15 protein-coding genes are annotated in these 17,505 nt (G+C 71.9%); 8 read left to right on the plus strand and 7 right to left on the minus strand.

What is annotated here, in order from left to right; genetic code table 11:
* Positions 1-3: 3 nt before the first annotated feature.
* Complete coding sequence (locus tag ACBI99_RS02540; RefSeq protein ID WP_219506979.1) at positions 4-747, minus strand: AMP-binding protein; 744 nt, start codon at positions 745-747, stop codon at positions 4-6.
* Positions 748-939: 192 nt separating this feature from the next.
* Between ACBI99_RS02540 and typA the strand changes: the two genes are divergently transcribed.
* Both typA and ACBI99_RS02550 read left to right on the plus strand, forming a co-directional pair.
* Positions 940-2,790, plus strand: a complete 1,851-nt coding sequence (typA, locus tag ACBI99_RS02545) for a translational GTPase TypA (RefSeq protein ID WP_357586953.1) — start codon at positions 940-942, stop codon at positions 2,788-2,790.
* A 211-nt stretch (positions 2,791-3,001) separates the two neighbouring features.
* Positions 3,002-5,524 (plus strand): hypothetical protein, encoded by a 2,523-nt coding sequence (locus ACBI99_RS02550; RefSeq protein WP_375071594.1) that lies wholly within the window; start codon positions 3,002-3,004, stop codon positions 5,522-5,524.
* A gap of 334 nt (positions 5,525-5,858) precedes the next feature.
* Here the strand turns inward: ACBI99_RS02550 and ACBI99_RS02555 are convergent, their stop codons facing one another.
* The 3 genes from ACBI99_RS02555 to ACBI99_RS02565 all read right to left on the minus strand — a co-directional run bounded on the left by ACBI99_RS02555 (position 5,859) and on the right by ACBI99_RS02565 (position 8,090).
* Positions 5,859-6,509: a DUF2461 domain-containing protein gene (locus ACBI99_RS02555; protein ID WP_219506991.1), complete on the minus strand. Its 651-nt coding sequence runs from the start codon at positions 6,507-6,509 to the stop codon at positions 5,859-5,861.
* 31 nt (positions 6,510-6,540) lie between these two features.
* Positions 6,541-7,308 carry a polysaccharide deacetylase family protein gene (locus ACBI99_RS02560; protein ID WP_246645187.1) on the minus strand — a complete coding sequence of 256 codons (768 nt, stop codon included), beginning with the start codon at positions 7,306-7,308 and terminating at the stop codon, positions 6,541-6,543.
* A 206-nt stretch (positions 7,309-7,514) separates the two neighbouring features.
* Complete coding sequence (locus tag ACBI99_RS02565) at positions 7,515-8,090, minus strand: helix-turn-helix domain-containing protein (RefSeq protein ID WP_219506993.1); 576 nt, start codon at positions 8,088-8,090, stop codon at positions 7,515-7,517.
* A gap of 93 nt (positions 8,091-8,183) precedes the next feature.
* On the opposite strand from ACBI99_RS02565, the gene ACBI99_RS02570 reads away from it, so the two are divergent.
* Positions 8,184-9,017, plus strand: coding sequence for a DMT family transporter (locus ACBI99_RS02570; RefSeq protein ID WP_219506995.1), 834 nt, complete (start codon positions 8,184-8,186; stop codon positions 9,015-9,017).
* A gap of 27 nt (positions 9,018-9,044) precedes the next feature.
* Positions 9,045-9,989, plus strand: coding sequence for a sensor histidine kinase (locus tag ACBI99_RS02575; protein ID WP_357586949.1), 945 nt, complete (start codon positions 9,045-9,047; stop codon positions 9,987-9,989).
* A 3-nt stretch (positions 9,990-9,992) separates the two neighbouring features.
* Here the strand turns inward: ACBI99_RS02575 and ACBI99_RS02580 are convergent, their stop codons facing one another.
* On the minus strand, positions 9,993-10,577 hold the full coding sequence (locus ACBI99_RS02580; protein WP_246645188.1) for a sigma-70 family RNA polymerase sigma factor: 585 nt from the start codon (positions 10,575-10,577) through the stop codon (positions 9,993-9,995).
* Positions 10,578-10,823: 246 nt separating this feature from the next.
* Here ACBI99_RS02580 and ACBI99_RS02585 point away from each other — a divergent pair, with 246 nt between their 5' ends.
* Positions 10,824-11,897, plus strand: a complete 1,074-nt coding sequence (locus ACBI99_RS02585; RefSeq protein ID WP_375071595.1) for a PLP-dependent cysteine synthase family protein — start codon at positions 10,824-10,826, stop codon at positions 11,895-11,897.
* Positions 11,898-11,901: 4 nt separating this feature from the next.
* Here the strand turns inward: ACBI99_RS02585 and ACBI99_RS02590 are convergent, their stop codons facing one another.
* Positions 11,902-12,867: an ABC transporter substrate-binding protein gene (locus ACBI99_RS02590; RefSeq protein WP_375071596.1), complete on the minus strand. Its 966-nt coding sequence runs from the start codon at positions 12,865-12,867 to the stop codon at positions 11,902-11,904.
* 100 nt (positions 12,868-12,967) lie between these two features.
* On the opposite strand from ACBI99_RS02590, the gene ACBI99_RS02595 reads away from it, so the two are divergent.
* Genes ACBI99_RS02595 through ACBI99_RS02605 form a run of 3 tightly spaced genes read left to right on the plus strand, consistent with a single transcriptional unit; the run spans position 12,968 to position 15,830 of the window.
* Positions 12,968-14,002 (plus strand): iron ABC transporter permease, encoded by a 1,035-nt coding sequence (locus ACBI99_RS02595; protein ID WP_219507000.1) that lies wholly within the window; start codon positions 12,968-12,970, stop codon positions 14,000-14,002.
* The gene (locus tag ACBI99_RS02600) at positions 13,999-15,042 is read left to right on the plus strand and encodes an iron chelate uptake ABC transporter family permease subunit (RefSeq protein ID WP_357586943.1); all 1,044 of its coding nucleotides are present in this window, start codon (positions 13,999-14,001) and stop codon (positions 15,040-15,042) included. The genes ACBI99_RS02595 and ACBI99_RS02600 overlap by 4 nt, the downstream gene beginning before the upstream one ends.
* On the plus strand, positions 15,039-15,830 hold the full coding sequence (locus ACBI99_RS02605; protein WP_219507001.1) for an ABC transporter ATP-binding protein: 792 nt from the start codon (positions 15,039-15,041) through the stop codon (positions 15,828-15,830). Before ACBI99_RS02600 ends, ACBI99_RS02605 begins: the two co-directional genes overlap by 4 nt.
* A gap of 3 nt (positions 15,831-15,833) precedes the next feature.
* Here the strand turns inward: ACBI99_RS02605 and ACBI99_RS02610 are convergent, their stop codons facing one another.
* Positions 15,834-17,495 carry a tetratricopeptide repeat protein gene (locus tag ACBI99_RS02610; RefSeq protein WP_375071597.1) on the minus strand — a complete coding sequence of 554 codons (1,662 nt, stop codon included), beginning with the start codon at positions 17,493-17,495 and terminating at the stop codon, positions 15,834-15,836.
* Between the last annotated feature and the right edge of the window lie 10 nt (positions 17,496-17,505).

Raw genomic sequence — 17,505 nt, forward strand, 5'->3', positions numbered from 1 at the left:
CCGCTAGGGGATGAGGGAGTCGACCAGGGCCCGTTCGTCCAGCACTCGCAGCGACGAGTCACCCAGGAGGCGCTTGGCCAGGTCGTGGGGGGCGACGGCGAGCGTGGCGCGGCGTTCCTGGGCCAGCACCCGGCAGCCGATCAGCGTCGGCTCGTGGGCGACCACGACGTGCGCGCCCACCATCAGCGCCAGGTCGAGCAGCCGCAGCCCGGTGAACACGTCGCTGACCGCCGCCAGCACCACGTCGCTGCTTCTCACGCTCAGCCGGGCGGGCAGCACGCGCAGGTCGCGGCCCAGCTCGGTGTGGTCGAACACCCGCCCGCCCAGCGCCAGCGCCGGCCCCGCCAGCGGCCCGAACTCCAGCTCGCCGTGCCCGCGCAGCTCGCCGAACGGCGGAGCCCCTGGCTCGGCCCGCACCGCGAAGACCCGCTGCACTCCCGCCGCGGCGGCGGCGCCGGCCGGACCCTGGCCGATCATGAGGCGGGCGTCGGCTGAGGCGTCGAGCGAGGCGATGCCGCCCGCCCAGGCGACGCCGTGGACGGCGACGGGGAGCGACGCCCCGACGGGCAGGCGCACCAGCACGCGCTCGCCGCGCCGCAGTCCGTGGCGATGCAGACCGGCCGCCACCTGCTTGACCCGGCTCGCGAAGACCGCGTAAGACAGCACCTCACCGCTGCGGACGTCGCTCACGGCCGGCCGGTCACCTCGCCTCGGCGCCGCCCCCATCACCAGTTCAGACCAGGTCATGCGGTCAATGTAGGGACCCCGGCGGGCTTCGCCATGCGCACAAATGTGCAACACCATATGTATGTCGCGGCATCACCATGTGTACGCCCGCCCGTCAGGTGGTCCTGCTCTTGCCATTCGAGGGGATCAACTAGACTTATAAGGTCGCGACATCGCGCGGCCGCCTCCACGAACACAGAGCGAGACCTCATCATGCCTTTGAACAGCCGCGACGACCTGCGGAACATCGCGATCATCGCGCACGTCGACCATGGCAAGACCACGCTCGTCGACGCCATGCTCTGGCAGTCCGGGGCATTCCGCGCGAACCAGGATGTCGATGACCGCGTCATGGACTCCAACGACCTCGAACGCGAGAAGGGCATCACCATTCTCGCGAAGAACACCGCCGTCCAGCACGGCGGGATGACCATCAACATCATCGACACGCCGGGCCACGCCGACTTCGGCGGCGAGGTCGAGCGCGGCCTGTCGATGGTCGACGGCGTGGTGCTGCTGGTCGACGCCTCCGAGGGGCCGCTGCCGCAGACCCGATTCGTGCTGCGCAAGGCGCTGTCGGCCAAGATGCCGGTCATCCTGTGCATCAACAAGGTCGACCGGCCCGACGCGCGCATCAAGGAGGTCGTGGACGAGGTCTACGAGCTCTTCATGGACCTCGACGCGACCGAGGACCAGATCGACTTCCCGATCGTGTACGCCTCCGCGAAGGCGGGGCGGGCGTCGCTGGCGCGTCCCGAGGACGGCGGCATGCCCGACTCCACCGACCTCGAGCCGCTGTTCGACATCATCAAGTCGACGATCCCGGCCCCCACCTACGACCCGGCCGCGCCGCTCCAGGCGCACGTCACCAACCTCGACGCGTCCTCCTACCTGGGCCGCATCGCGCTGTGCCGGATCCACCAGGGCGTGATGCGCAAGGGTCAGCAGGTGGCCTGGTGCCGCACCGACGGCTCGATCCAGAAGGTCAAGATCACCGAGCTGCTGATGACCGAGGCGCTGGAGCGCAAGCCCGCCGAGGAGGCCGGGCCCGGCGACATCATCGCCATCGCGGGCATCCCGGAGATCATGATCGGTGAGACGCTGGCCGACCCCGACGACCCGCGCCCGCTGCCGCTCATCACCGTCGACGAGCCGGCCATCTCGATGACCATCGGCACCAACACCTCGCCGCTCGTCGGCAAGGTCAAGGGCTCGAAGGTCACCGCCCGCATGGTCAAGGACCGCCTGGAGAAGGAGCTCGTCGGCAACGTCTCGCTGCGCGTGCTGCCCACCGAGCGGCCCGACGCCTGGGAGGTGCAGGGCCGTGGCGAGCTGGCGCTGGCCATCCTGGTCGAGCAGATGCGCCGCGAGGGCTACGAGCTGACCGTCGGCAAGCCGCAGGTCGTCACCAAGGTCATCGACGGCAAGGTGCACGAGCCGGTCGAGCGCCTGACCGTCGACTGCCCCGAGGACTACCTCGGCTCGGTCACCCAGCTCCTGGCCGTCCGCAAGGGCCGCATGGAGCACATGACCAACCACGGCACCGGCTGGATCCGGATGGAGTTCGTGGTGCCGGCGCGCGGCCTGATCGGGTTCCGCACCGAGTTCCTCACCGAGACGCGCGGCACCGGCCTGGTGCACCACGTGTTCGACTCCTACGAGCCGTGGTTCGGCGAGCTGCGCACGCGCAACAACGGCTCGCTGGTGGCCGACCGGTCCGGCCCCGTCACCGCGTTCGCCATGCTCAACCTCCAGGAGCGGGGCACGCTGTTCGTGTCGCCGACCACCGAGGTCTACGAGGGCATGATCGTCGGCGAGAACTCGCGCTCCGACGACATGGACGTGAACATCACCAAGGAGAAGAAGCTCACCAACATGCGCTCCTCCACGAGCGAGGAGACGGAGAAGGTGATCCCGCCGCGCGTCCTGTCGCTGGAGCAGGCGCTGGAGTTCATCCGCGAGGACGAGTGCGTGGAAATCACCCCTGACGCGGTCCGAATCCGCAAGGTGGTGCTCGACGCCGCGACCCGTGGCCGTGCCGCGGCCCGCGCCAAGCGCGCTTGACAGTCGCATTGACTTCGGGCTTGACCGGCCCGGGACATGGGGAAACATTGATTTCCCCATGAAATCTCTCTAGCTAACCACGTCGGTTGACTAGAGAGATTTCTCATTTGGGCGGGACAAATACGGACCTTTGTCAAGACCGAAGCAGCTGTAATCACACCGTTACCGTATGAGATGGAACATCCGGCCAACCGCGTGAATCATCCAAACTGTGGAGAGGATCCGGGCGGTCATCGCGTTCGGGCTGGCTGCGATTTCGGTCGGGGCCGTTGCCTGGTGCACGGTGGTGGCCGGGCCCGTACCCGGGCTTGACCCGCCGCCCTCCGCGGCGGCCGCCGACCCGTGGGACCTGTCCGCCGCCGCGCCCGCCGTCGAACGCGGCCGGCAGGCCACCACCGAGGTGATCCTCGCCAGAGCCGGCCCCGACGACCTCGGCCCCGTCCCCGAAGGCCGGCTCGACGAACGCCGCCGGCAGCTCAAGGTCACGATCACGCACCGGCTCCAGATGGACGAGTCCGACACGCTCGCCGAGACGCTGCGCCGCGGCGACGGCTTCCCCCAGGACATGCAGCGCTTCACCGACGACGGATTCGGCGCGATCAAGGTCAGCGGCACCACGCTGACGCCCGCCCGCCGCCTGGCCCCCGTCCTCACCACCGCCGGCGGCCGCACCACCGTCCGCTTCACCGTCACCCTGCTCCGACAGGTCGAACCCGGCGAACTGGTGCAGGTCGACTTCAACGCGCCCACCGCCCGGCCCCTGCTCATCGTCTACCGCAAGGTCACCGTGCTGCCCGGCGACTGGACCGTGGCCCGCGCCGTGTCGATCAGGCCCGACCGCGAGGAGGCCAAGCGGCTGGAGTTCACCGTCGGCCTCTACCCCGTCAGCCTCACCCTCGCCCAGGACTCCTACGGCTTCCCCGACGTGCCCGAAGAGGACGACTTCTCCTGGGAGACCGCGCTCGGCCTGCTCACCGCCGTCGTGCTCGCCGGCATGCTGCTGCGGGCGCTCGGCACCGGCTGGTGGCTGCGCCCGCCCAACCGCGAGCTCGTCGCCGGGCTCGCGCTCTGCGCCCCCCTGCTGATCGTGCCCGTCCTCGCCGGAGGCTGGACGGTGCCCGCGTACGTGATCCTCTTCGGCGTCGTGCCGGCGCTCGCCGTCCGCCACGCCAGCCGCATCCTGCCCACCAGCCCCCGCTGGACGTCGCACGACGTCCTCGGCGCCACCGGCGTCGGCGTGCTCGTCGCGATCGGCATGCTCTCCTGGTCCTACCTGTACGGCCAGCTCCCCGGCCACACCCTGCTGGCCGGCGGCGGCATCGCGGCGGTCACGGCCGCCGGATCGGCTGTGGCGTTCAGCGTCGACCTCGGCGTACGCATCGTCATCATCCGCCTCGCCGCGCTCGCCGCCGGCGCCGCCATCGGACTGCTGGCACTGGCCCTGTGGGTCAAGGCCATGATCACCGGCGCCTACCCGCCCGACAGCGTCAGGCTCGTCCTCGCCTTCGGCTGGGCGCTCATCCCCGTCGCCGCCGTCGCCGTCGCCACCAAACGCTGGACCCGCGGCGCCGTCGTCGTCGCCCTCGTCGTCAGTCTCCTCGTCCAGGGCTGGCCCACCGAATGGCTCGACGCCGGATCATGGAGCCGCGCCGTGCCCGGACAGCGGGTCCCCAGCATCGGCGACCTCCAGCTCACCCCGCTCGTCCGCGGCGTCATGGGGCTGCTCCTGCTCGGCTTCCTGCTGCTCGTGCTCCGCCTCAAACGGCTCGGCGCCACGGTCGAGGGCGCCGCCTCCCACACCGCGCAGGCCACCGTCATCATCTGCCTCATGGTCGTCTACCTGACGCCCCGCGGCAGCGCCACCATCGCCGACATCAACGTGCCGCTGCCCATGCTCGCCATCACCTCCCTCATCGCCTGGGTGACCGCCCTCTGGCTGCTCGACCGGCCCCACCCCTCCATCGTCGAACCCGCCGACCAGGCCGCGCACCGCCACCTCATCCGCACCGCGCTCCACCGGCGCCTCCTGCTCGTCGCCGAACAGGAGCTCTACCGCATCGGCCGCGGCAAACTCGGCAACGGCGACCTGTCCATGGACGACTTCGACCAGCAGCGCCGCGCCCTCGAAACCGCCCTTCACCGCCACGGCGGCCACCCCGAGACCGCCTTCGCCACCTCCGCCGGATGCACCCCCTGGCACAACGGCGTCCACGCCTTCGTCGTCAGCCTCCTGCTCAGCCTGCCGTTCCTGTTCGTGTACGGGCTGCCGACCGGGCTCGACCTGAGCAGCTTCGTCTTCGAGGCCCGGTCGCTGATCGCGCTGCCCGCCTACGGATTCGTGTTCGGCTACTTCTACTCGCGGGTGCGCGGCACCCAGCCCATGACCAAGGCCCTCCACCTCATGGCCGCCGCCCTCGTCACCGAGCTGTCCGGCTACCTGTCGGCCCTGGTCGAACCCGACATCGGGCCCGACGCCAAGCTCCAGGTCGTGGCCATCGTCGTCGGCGAGGTCGCGCTGGTGTGCATCGGGCTCGGGCTCTACTGGGAGTGGCGGCTCATGCACCTCGCCGGGGAGCCGTGGGGGCGCGTCCGCAACATCCGCAGCCTCCGCAGCCTGGCGACGCCGCTGCTGGCCATCGTCATCGCCGCCGTCACCACGGCCGCCACCCAGGCAGCCGGCCAGACCGTCGACCGCATCCTCCGCGGCGACCAGGAAACCTCCCAACGCCCCTGACCTTCCACGGAAGCGCGGGCCAGGCGCGCGGGAGGCCGCGACGGGCCCCGCCGGGCACGCGGCCCCCAGGGGCTTCCCGAAGGCCGGGGCCCTTACGACCCCGACGGCGTACAGGGCGCGGGCCTCCCCAGACCCGCCCCCTCCCCGGAGGCGTGGGCCAGGCGCGCGTGGGAGGCGGCGCTTCCCCAGAGGGTGCCCTGGCGACCCCGACGGCGTGCGGCGCGCTGCCTCCCCTGACCCGCGTGCCCCGCAGGCCAGGCGCGCGGGAGGCCGCCCTTGGTGGGGCTGACCGCTGGCGGGTGCTGCCAAATCGGGGGTGTCCGTGCGGCTGGGGTCAGCGGCGGGGGAGGGTGGTGGTGTGGACGTGGGCGCAGAGCCAGTCGACCAATGGGCCGAAGGCGCGCCAGGAGCGCTGGACGTGCCCCAGGACGTCGGCCGTGTGCACCCAGGGCTCCGGGCCGTGGCGCCGGCCGGCGTAGAGGGTCCGGTGGCGCAGGAGGTCGATGCGGGGGTGGTCGGCCGGGTAGTCGCGCGGCCGGGTCTTGAGCCGGTCGCCGCCGATCTCGTAGCCGCCGGCGCGCAGGGTTTCGACGATGCCGTCGAGGGGCTTGCCGGTCAGGGGCTCGGCGACGGCGGCGCGGTAGCGGGCGAGCTGGTCGGCGGCCTGGGAGTAGAGGCCGCCGGCGACGAACAGCCCGGCGGCGCTGATCTCGACGTAGAGGCCGATGGCGGGCAGGAGGTCGACGAAGGCGCCCTGGTGGACCTTGTAGGGCGTCTTGTCCTTGGAGAAGCGCACGTCACGGTAGGGCCGGAACAGGTGCGCCTCGCCGAACTCGGGCCCGAGCTCCTCCACGAGCGCCAGCATGGGGGCTCGTACGGCCTCTTCGTAGAGCGTCTTGTGCCGGGTGAAGTAGGTCTTCGAATTGTCCGCCTCCAGCCCCTCGTAGAAGAGGAAAGCCTCGTCGGGGAAGCCGGTGAAACCCATGTGCCCAGCCTCCCATGCGGCACCGACGGTTTCAGCGGCGGCGTAGCTGCTCGTACCTGCGGCCGGGGCGCAGCCGGTCGCCGTACAGTTCGGTCACGGTCACGAACGAGTAGCCGCGGTGGTCGAGGGTGTCGAGCAGCCGGGGCACGGCCTTGACGGTCGTGGGGTGGATGTCGTGCATGAGCACGATGGACCCGGGCCGTACGTGGGCGCCGCGTTTGGCGACGAGGGCGGGCACCCGGTCGCGCCAGTCGAAGGTGTCGACGTTCCAGAGGATCTGGGCGAGCCCGCGGCGGCGGGTCTGTTCGGCGACGGCGCGGTCGGTCGCCCCGTACGGCGGTCGCATGACGCGCATGCGCACGCCGGTGATGCGCCGGACGAGGTCGCCGGTGTGGCCGATCTCGTGGGCGAGCCGCTGCCCGGACAGGCCGGTGAGCATGGGGTGGCTCCAGGAGTGGTTGCCCAGTTCGTGGCCTTCGGCGACGATCCGGCGTACGGTGGCGGCTCCGTGTGCGGCGGCGACCATCTGGCCGACGACGAAGAACGTGGCTTTGGCGCCTTTCTCCCGCAGGATGTCGAGGAGCCTGCCGGTGTGTTCGCCAGGCCCGTCGTCGAACGTGAGGGCGACGCACTTGTCGTGGGCGCAGTCGGGCTGTCTGGGCCAGGCGGGCTGCATGGCCTCCAGCCGCTTGACGAGCGACTCGGGGGCGACGGCGAGCGGCTGCGGCGCGGGGACGGCTTCGGGGGGTTTGGGGGCGGGGGCGGCGTCACATCCGGCCCCTGCCGGAAGAACCGCCAAGGCCAGCAAAACCACGCAAGCCCGCATATATCCCCCCGAAACCACCGGAACGGAGGGTTACCAAAACACCCGGCCCAGATCCCCCCGCACGTCCTCAGCCAGGTCGTCCCACCAGGATGGGATATCAGCCCGTAGTTCCTGGTAGCGACGCGCCACCCTTATGCCACATCCAGCCGGATCGGTGCCCAGATGGCGACGTTTCGGCGTCACTGGTCGCCCACGTCGCGCGGCTCGGCCACGACCATGACGAACCTGAGCTCCCGATCGCCCTGGTTGGAGTAGCGGTGGGGGCGGTCGGCGGTGAAGAGCACCGCGCCGTCGGCCACGATGACGTGGTCGCGGCTGTGCACGGTCAGCGTCAGCTCGCCCTCCAGGACGGTCAGCATCTCGCGGGTGCCCGCCGGGTGCGCGTCGCCGTCGTGGTGCTCGCCGGGGGCCAGCCGCCAGTCCCACAGCTCCAGGATCATCGGCGAGTCGGCGCCCACGAGCAGCTTGGCCCGCACGTCGCCCTGGTGGAAGGTCACGGCGTCGGCCGGCTCGACGATCCGCACCATCGGCACGTCGCCCACCTCGACGAGCCTGGCCACGGTCACGCCGAGCGCGGAGGCGATCCGGGTCAGCGTGGACACGCTCGGGTTGGTGCGGCCCTGCTCGACCTGGACCAGCATGCCGCGGCTGACGCCTGACCTGGCGGCCAGCGCGTCGAGCGTGAGCCCCCGATGGGTGCGCTGGGCGCGCACGTTGGTGGCGATCGCCTGGTTGATCATCTCAGGATCCTGCACGAGTGCAGTGTAGTGGAAAGAATTTGCACTGTGGTGCACTCTGTGTGTTGTACTAGGCGTCCACTCCATTGAACTTCCGCAGGGAGGCAAGACGTGACCGCGGTGATCCTGGCGACCGCCTGCGCGGTGGTGTACGGCACGGCCGACTTCTTCGGCGGGCTGGCCACGCGACGCTCGCGCGTGCTGTCCGTCGTCGTGCTCTCCCAGGTGGCGGGCCTGGCGCTCGTGCTGGTGCTGCTCCCGGCGCTGCCCGGCCTGCTCAGCGGCGGCGCGCTCGCCTGGGGGCTGGCGGCGGGGCTGTCGGGGGCGGCGGGCCTGGTGCTCTTCTACCGCTCGCTGGCGACCGGCGTGATGTCCGTGGTGGCGCCCACGACCGCGGTCACGTCGGCGGCCCTGCCCGTGACGTTCGGGCTGGCGACCGGCGAGCGCCCGGAGGTCCTGGCGCTGGCGGGCATCGCGCTGGCGCTCGGCTCGGTGGTGCTCATCAGCCAGGAGCGGACGGCGGGCGGGAAGGGCTCCTCCGCCGCGGTGCTGACGTCGCTGGCGGCCGGCGCCGGGTTCGGCGGCTTCTACATCCTGCTCGCGATGGCCCCGCACGAGGCCGGGCTGTGGCCGCTGGTGGGCGCGCGGGCCTCGTCGATCGCGGTGGTGGTCCTGCTCGCGCTGGCGCTGCGGCGGACGCTGCGGCCCAGCTCGGGCTCGCTCGGCGTGATCGTCGCCGCCGGGGTGCTCGACATGGCCGCCAACGTGCTCTACCTGCTGGCCAAGCAGCACGGCCTGCTCAGCCTGGTGGCGGTGCTCGTCTCGCTCTACCCGGCCAGCACGCTCCTGCTGGCCAGGCAGGTGCTCGGGGAGCGGCTGCGGGCGATCCAGCTCACCGGCGTGGCATGCGCGCTGGGTGCGGTCGCGCTCATAGCCGTTGCGTAGCCGCCACGCCCTTGTTACGTTTCGCCCGTGCCCCACGACCGGGCCCCCTCCTCCGGCGAGCCGTCGCAGCACGTGGCCGTGCCGTACGGCTCCGATGAGGGTTTTCTCGACCTGGCCGTCCCGCGCGTCCGGCAGGCGCTGGCCGGCGGCAGGCGGGTGCTGGTCGTCACCCGCCCGGCGCGGCTGTCGCTGCTGGCCGAGGCCCTGGGCGACGACTGGCGCGAGGTCGACCGCCGCGACTCGGGCTCCTGGTACGACCATCCGCAGCGCACGCTGGCGAGCTGCTACGACTACGCGCACGGCAGGCCCACGCTGCTGGTCGGCGAGCCGGTCTGGGCGGGCCTGAGCGAGATCGAGACCCGCGAATGGATCCGCTACGAGTCGGTGCTCAACACCGCGCTGGCCGGCGTCCCCACGCGCGCGCTGTGCTTCTACGACGTGCGTACGGCGCCCGCGGACGTGCTGCGTCACGCGGAGACGACCCACCCGGTGATCCTCGGCCCCGGCGGCGAGCGGCCCAGCCCGCGCTACGTCAGGCCGGACGAGCTGGTGCTCAACGGCGACCGCGGCCCCCTCCCGGAGCCGACCGGCCGGGTGCGCTCGGTGCGGTTCACCGCCGACCGGCTCAAGGAGCTCAGGCACGAGGTGGCGGGCTACGCCGGGGCCGCCGGCATGGACCGCGACCTGGTCGCCTCGCTGGTGCTGAGCGTGTCGGAGATCGCCGCCAACAGCGTCGAGCACGGGCCGGGCCATGGCCTGATCAGGATGTGGAGGGGCGGCAGGGGCGTCGTCTGCGAGATCAGCGACCCCGGCGGCCCGCTGGAGGACCCGTTGCCCGGCTATATACCACCAGAGCCCGGATCCCTGCGGGGATACGGGCTCTGGATCAGTCGTCAGCTCTGCGACCTCGTCGAGCTGCGGGCGGACGACGGGATGCTCCGCGTCCGCCTGCACATGCGGCTGCGCCCCTGAGGGTCAGGCCGCGCGCTGGGCGGGCAGCCGCACGGCGCCTTCCTCTCGCACGTAGTCCTCCAGCATGCCGCGGAGCTGGCGGCGGCCCCGGTGCAGCCGGGACATGACGGTGCCGATGGGCGTGCCCATCCGGTCGGCGATCTCCTTGTACGGGAAGCCTTCGACGTCGGCGAGGTAGACGGCGACCCGGAAGTCCTCGGGCAGCGAGCGCAGCGCGTTCATCACCACGTTGTCGGGCAGCCGGTCGAGCGCCTCGTTCTCGGCCGAGCGCAGACCCGTCGAGGTGTGGGACTCGGCGGCGTGCAACTGCCAGTCCTCGATGTCCTCGGCCGCCGACAACTTCGGTGAACGCTGCTTCTTGCGATAGTCGTTGATGAAGTTGTTGGTGAGGATCCGGTGCAGCCAGGCCTTGAGGTTGGTGCCCTCACGGAACTGGTGGTAGGAGGTGTAGGCCTTGGCCACGGTCTCCTGCACGAGGTCCTCGGCGTCGGCGGTGTTGCGGGTCAGACGCATGGCGGAGGCGAACAGCTGCGACGTGACGGGCACGACGTCGCGCTCGAACCAGTCCTGACGCTGCTCATCGGTCATGGTGATCAATTCATTCCCCCTTGCGCTATCCCCCGTCGGCATCCAGCCGGCTGACAGCGATTCCATGCTCCCAGGCCCCTCGTAAGGGCCGCGTTAGGGCTTCCGCACTGGTCAGCGGGGTGAACAGTCCATCTGCTCGCGGCGTGCGTCATCACGTCCACGGCCGGACAGATTTCATAATCATAACACTATCCCCTCAATTTTCCGCAAAGTGTGGCCAGCTTCACATGGGATAGCGTATGGGCCATGGAATACCTGGACCGGCATGACTCGGGGACTCGGTCGTGGGTGGCGGAGGCCATCCGCAAGGTGGAGGCCGACGCCAACCGTAGTTGCGATACTCACCTGCACGTCTTTCCGCTGCCCTCGCACTGGGGGGTAAACCTCTATCTGAAAGACGAGTCGGTGCACCCCACCGGTTCACTGAAACACCGGCTGGCTCGCTCACTTTTCCTGTACGGGCTGGCGAACGGCTGGATCGGCCCCCGCACCACGATCGTCGAGGCGTCCAGCGGCTCCACCGCCGTGAGCGAGGCGTACTTCGCCCGGCTGCTCGGCCTGCCGTTCATCGCGGTCATGCCCGCGTCCACGTCGCCGGAGAAGATCCACCTGATCGAGTTCCACGGCGGCAAGTGCCACCTGGTCAGAGACCCCGGTACGATCTACGCCGAGTCCCGGCGGCTGGCGGCCGAGACCGGCGGCCACTTCATGGACCAGTTCACCTACGCCGAGCGGGCCACCGACTGGCGCGGCAACAACAACATCGCCGAATCGATCTACAACCAGATGGCGATGGAGCCGTACCCGGAGCCCGCCTGGATCGTGGTCGGCGCGGGCACCGGCGGCACCTCCTCGACGATCGGCCGCTACATCCGCTACCGATGTCACGCCACCCGGCTGGCCGTCGTCGACCCGGAGGGCTCGGCCTTCTACCCGAGCTGGGTGTCGGGCGACGGCGCGGCCACCGCGCCCGGCTCGCGCATCGAGGGCATCGGGCGGCCGCGCGTCGAGCCGTCGTTCCAGCCGACGGTCATCGACCGGATGGTCGCCGTGCCCGACGCCCGCTCGATCGCGGCCATGCACTGGGTGCGCGAGGTCACCGGCCGCGACGTGGGCGGCTCCACCGGGACCAACGTGGCCGCCTGCGTGGAGCTCATCAGGGAGATGCGCGAGGCCGGCGAGCGGGGCAGCGTCGTCACGCTGATCTGCGACAGCGGCGACCGCTACCGGGGCACGTACGGCGACCCCGCGTGGCTGGCCGGCCAGGGCCTCGACATCGAGCCCCACCTGGCCGACCTGCGCGCGTTCCTGCCCAGCTAGGCCGTCACGCCTTGGCCGGGTCCACCTTGAAGAAGCCGGCCAGGTCGTCGAGCATGCTGTGAGCGCCCTGGAGACCCACGGCGCTCATCCACGTCAGGTCGCTGACCTCGTGCTTGACGCCCTTGAGCTTGCCCCACAGCGGGTTTCCGGTGAACTTGGCCTTGGGCCCGTCTGCCGTCGGGTCCGGGTAGGTGGCGACGAAGATGTGGTCGGCGTCCATGTCCGCGATCCGCTCCTCGCTGATCTCCACCATGATCGTCTCCGTGGTGCTCGGCTGGCCCTCCGGGCGGGGGAAGCCGACGTCCTTCAGGACCAGGCCGGAGTAGGAGTTCTCCACGTAGAGGCGGGCGGTGGGCTCACCGGCGAACCGCACGACCGAGACCGTCGGCAGCTTCCCGTCCTTCTCCTTGATCGCGGCGCCGATCTTGCCGGCGCGGTCCTCGTACTCCTTGATCCTGGTGTCGGCGAGGTCCTCCTTGCCGAGGGCCTGCCCGACGAGGCGCAGGTTGTCCTTCCAGATGGCGCCGGTCGTCTCGCTGAAGACGGTCGGGGCGATCTTGGAAAGCTTGTCGTACAGGGCCTCGTGGCGGACCTTGGCCGAGACGATCAGGTCGGGCTTGAGCGCCATGACCTTCTCCAGGCTCGGCTGCTCCAGCGTGCCGACGGAGGTGGCCTCCTTGCCGTACTGCGCCAGGGCCGGCCCCAGGTAGTCGGGCAGCTTGTCGTCGATGGCCCGGTAGGTGGTGTAGCCCACCACGGGCGTCTCCAGCGTGAGCACGGCGTCGACGAAGCTCTGGTCGAGCGCGACGACCCGCTTGGGCTGGGTGGGGATGACGGTCTCGCCCATCGCGTGCTTGATGGTGCGGAACGGCTCGGCGGCCTTCTGCGTGGTGGCCGCAGGCTCGCTCGCACCGCAGGCGGCCAGCCCGGCCACCAGGACGGCGCCCACCAGCGCGCGCAACGATCTCATCGGAACCCTTTCGACGATCAAGTAAGGCAAACCTAAATTAGGTTAGCCCTGCCTAAGCTGGCATACTGCACCAGGGTCAGGCAACTTCGGAGGAGGACGGGTGAGTGCGACCGCCGTGGCGCCGCGCCTGCACGGCATCCGTCACCGCCGGATCACCGTCCTCGCCGTCCTGGCGGCGGCCGTGCTCGCCGGGGTGGTGCTGAGCATCACGATCGGCTCCCGGTCCGTGGCGCCGCTCGACGCCTGGCACGCGCTGACCGCCCCTGGCGACACCGAGAGCGACATCATCATCCGCTCCCTGCGCGTGCCCAGGACCGCGCTCGGCGTGCTGTCCGGGCTCGCGCTCGGCGTCGCGGGCGCGCTCATGCAGGGCCACACCCGCAACCCGCTCGCCGACCCCGGCCTGCTCGGCGTCACCCAGGGCGCGGCGTTCGCCATGGTGGCCTCGATCATGTGGCTGGGCGCCTCCAGCCTGCTCGCCTACATCTGGTTCGGCCTGGCCGGCGCGCTCGTCGCCAGCGTCGGCGTGTTCGCCCTCGGCATGGTCGGCGGGCGCGGCGGGCCGACCCCCGTGACGCTCGCCCTGGCGGGCACCGCCGTCAGCGCCTTCCTGTACGCCCTCACCTCGGCCCTCGTGCTGCTGGACGAGCAGGCGATGGACGTCTTCCGGTTCTGGCAGGCGGGCTCGATCGCCGCGCGCGGCCCCGACGTGGTCTGGCAGGTGCTGCCGTTCATCGCCGCCGGGCTGGTGCTGGCCATGATCAACGCGCCCGGCCTCAACGCGCTGTCGCTGGGCGAGGACGTCGCCCGCAGCCTCGGCCAGCACATCGCCCTGACCCGCACCGTCGGCGTCGCCGCCGTCACCCTGCTGTCCGGCGCCGCCGTGGCCGCCTGCGGCGCGCTCGCGTTCGTCGGGCTCATCGTCCCGCACCTGGCCAGGGCGCTGTCCGGCACCGACCATCGCTGGCTGATCCCGTACTCGGGGCTGCTCGGAGCCGCGCTGGTGCTCCTCGCCGACGTCGTCGGCCGCGTCGTGGCGCCGCCCGGCGAGCTGGAGGTCGGCGTGGTGCTCGCGCTCATCGGCGCCCCCTTCTTCGTCGCGCTCGTCCGGCGCAGGAAGCCGGTGCGCCTGTGACCTCGATCCCCCTGCGCCTCGGCGGCCTGTCGTGGCGGATCAGACCGCGCGGCGTGGTCGTGACGACCGCCGGGCTGGCGCTGCTCGCCCTGCTCATGGCGCTGAGCATGCGCATGGGCGACATCGAGCTGACGGTCGGCCAGGTGCTCGCCGCCACCTTCGACCCGGCCGACCCGGCCCACTTCGTCATCATGGAGCTGCGCCTGCCCCGCGCGCTCACCGGCGCGCTGGTCGGCGCGGCCCTCGCGCTGTCCGGCGCGATCATCCAGTCCATCGCCCGCAACCCGCTCGCCAGCCCGGAGATCCTCGGCGTCACCAACGGCGCCTCCGTGCTCGTCGTCGCCGGGGTCGTCGCCAGCGGCAGCGCCTACGGGGGCACCAGCGGCCTGCTCACCAGCCTCGGCGTCCCCGCGCTCGCCCTGCTCGGCGGCCTGATCGGCGCCGTCATCGTCTACGGGCTCGCCTGGCGGCGCGGCCTCGACGGCTACCGCCTGGTGCTCGTCGGCATCGGCGTGGCCGCCGTGTTCACCAACGTGAAGTTCTGGCTGCTCACCGTCGGCGACGTCAACGACACCGGCCGCGCGATGGTGTGGATCAGCGGCTCGCTCCACGGCCGGGGCTGGGAGCACGTCCAGCCCGTGGCCGTCGCCCTGGCTGTGCTCGTGCCGCTGGCCCTGACCGGCACCCGGTCGCTGAACGCGCTGCGGTTCGGCGACGACACGGTGACCGCGCTCGGCCTCCGCATGAACCGCGCCCGCGCGGCCATGATCCTGGCCGCCGTGCTGCTCGCCGCCGTGGCCACCGCCTCGGCCGGGCCCATCGCGTTCGTGGCGCTGGCCGCGCCGCAGATCGCGCTGCGCCTCACCAGGTCGGCCCAGCCGCCGCTGCTGTCGTCGGCCGCCGTGGGCGCGGTGCTCATCACCGCCGCCGACCTGCTCGCCCGCACCCTGTTCGCGCCGGTCGAACTGCCCGTCGGCGTCGTCACCGCCGTCCTCGGCGCCCCGTACCTGATCCACCTCATCTGGAGGGCGAGGAAATGAGGCTCCAGGCCGCCGCCGTCAAGCTCGGCTACGGCGACCGCACCATCGTCGACGGCCTCGACCTCGGCATCGAGGCGGGCACCGTGACCACGATCATCGGCCCCAACGGGTGCGGCAAGTCCACCCTGCTGCGCGCCCTGGGCCGCCTGCTGAAGCCGCAGGGCGGCGAGGTGCTGCTCGACGGCAAGCGCATCGACCGCATCCCCACCCGCGAGGTGGCCAAGGTCCTCGGCGTGCTCCCCCAGGCGCCGACCGCGCCCGAAGGGCTGACCGTCGCCGACCTGGTCGCCCGGGGCAGGCACCCGCACCAGACCTGGTACCGCCAGTGGTCGACGGACGACGAGTCGGCCGTGGCCGAGGCGCTGACCATGACGGGCCTGGCCGACCTGGCCGAACGGCCGCTGGACGAGCTGTCCGGCGGGCAGCGGCAGCGGGCGTGGATCTCGATGGCGCTGGCCCAGGGCACCGACCTGCTGCTGCTCGACGAGCCGACGACGTTCCTGGACCTGGCCCACCAGGTCGAGGTGCTGGAGCTGGTCCGGCGGCTGCACCACGCCTCGGGCCGGACCATCGTCATGGTCCTGCACGACCTCAACCTGGCCGCCCGCTACGCCGACCGCCTGGTGGCGATGCGCGGCGGCCGGGTGATCGCCGCCGGGGAGCCGCACGAGGTGCTCACCGAGGAGCTGCTGCGCGAGGTGTTCGAGCTGGACGCCAAGGTCATCCCGGACCCGGTGGCGGGCACCCCGCTCGTCGTCCCGATCGGCACCCACCGCCAGTCCTCCTGAGCGTCACTCCCCGGCCAGCGCCCGCTCGATGTCCTCGTCGCCCGGCGCCAGCTCCCTGGCCCGCAGCAGGTCCTGCCTGGCCTGCTCGGCCCGGCCCGCCGCCCGGTGCGCCACCGCCCGGTTGAACAGCAGCTCGGCCGTCTCGCCGAGCTGCAGCGCCCGGGTGAGGTCGGCGACCGCTTGGTGGTGCTCGCCGCGCTCGAACGCCAGCTCCCCGCGCCCCGCCCACGCGGCCGCCAGCCCGGGATCGGCCGCCAGCGCCGCGTCATAGGCCGCCAGCGCCTCCTCCGGCCTGCCCCGCGCCGCCTCCACCTGCCCGAGCACGGCCAGCAGGTGCGCGTTGCCCGGGTCGGCCGCCAGCCCGCGCGCCACGTCGGCCCGCGCCGCCTCGTACTCGCCGAGCCCGGCCAGGATGCCCGCCCGGTTCACGTACGCGGGCCCGAACCCCGGATCCAGCTCCAGCGCGTGGTCCAGGTCGGCGCGTGCCCCGGCGAGGTCGCCCGCCGCGAAGCGGATCTCCGCCCGGTTGTAGTACGGCTCCGGGAACGGCGGCCCGAGCCGCATCGCGCTCTCGTAGTCGGCCAGCGCCTCGGCGACGCGGCCCAGCTTGTGCAGCAGGTTGCCCCGGTCCAGGTAGTAGTCCGGGTAGCCGGGGTCCATCGCGATCGCCGTGCCGTAGCCGATCAGCGCCTCGTCGGTGCGCCCCGCCTGCGCCATGAGCTGCGCCCGGTTGGCGTGCAGCACCAGCCGGTGGATCGGGTGGGCCGGGGCGAGCTCCCGCTCCCCCAGCGCCAGCGCCTCCTCCACCAGCTCCAGCGCCTGCGCGAACCGGCCCAGCCGCACCGACACCAGCGCCTTGCCGTTCAGGTCGAAGCCCAGGTGGAACGCCCGCTCCCGGGGATCGGCCAGGCTGCCCGCCAGCGCCACCGCCCGGTCGATCCACTCCATCGCCTCGGCCGGGTCGCGCCGGGCCGGGTCGTGGTGCCTGACGAGCAGCATCGCGGTCGCGTACGCCGCCGTGGCGAGGTTCTTGGGGTCGTGGCCGACCCGGCGGGCCAGGTCCAGCAGGTCGCGGGCCTCGTCCTCGCGTTCGAGCGCGGCCAGCGCGGTCGTGGTGCGGTGCAGCAGCGTCCACCACTCGTCGCCGCCTTCCGGCAGCCCGGGCAGCAGCTCGGCCCCGGCCTCGGCCATCGCGTGGTGGAAGCCCTCGTTGCGGTAGCGGTCGAGCTCCGGCCCGAGCCGGTGGACCGGCCCCGGATGCGGCGGCCCGTGCTCCTCGCGGACCACGGTGAGCGCCGGCACCCGCCGCTCCAGCACCGCCAGCAGCTCGATATCGGTCGGGTCCGCTTCGGCGAGGTTGACCACCCGCAGCTTCAACGGCCCCGCCGCCTCCAGATGATCGCGTACGAACTCCGCCACCCCGTTCGCCAGCCGGAGCGTGCGCAGGGGCGCCGGGATGAGGATCCGCTCCTCCTGCGGCAGCCGGTCGGCCAGCGAGGACCGCCTGACCGGCAGGTTCAGCATGGGCGCGACGGCCCTGAGCTCTATGTCGTGGGCGGCGGCCAGCTCCGGCGCCGCTCCTGGAACCAGCGCCGCGGCCAGCCCGGCCGCCATGGTGTAGGGGCCGAGCAGGCCGCGGTGCGCGTCAAGCGTGATCTCGTGCAATTTCCCCGTC

This window comes from Nonomuraea sp. ATR24, assembly GCF_041950485.1.
Classification (GTDB): domain Bacteria; phylum Actinomycetota; class Actinomycetes; order Streptosporangiales; family Streptosporangiaceae; genus Nonomuraea; species Nonomuraea ceibae.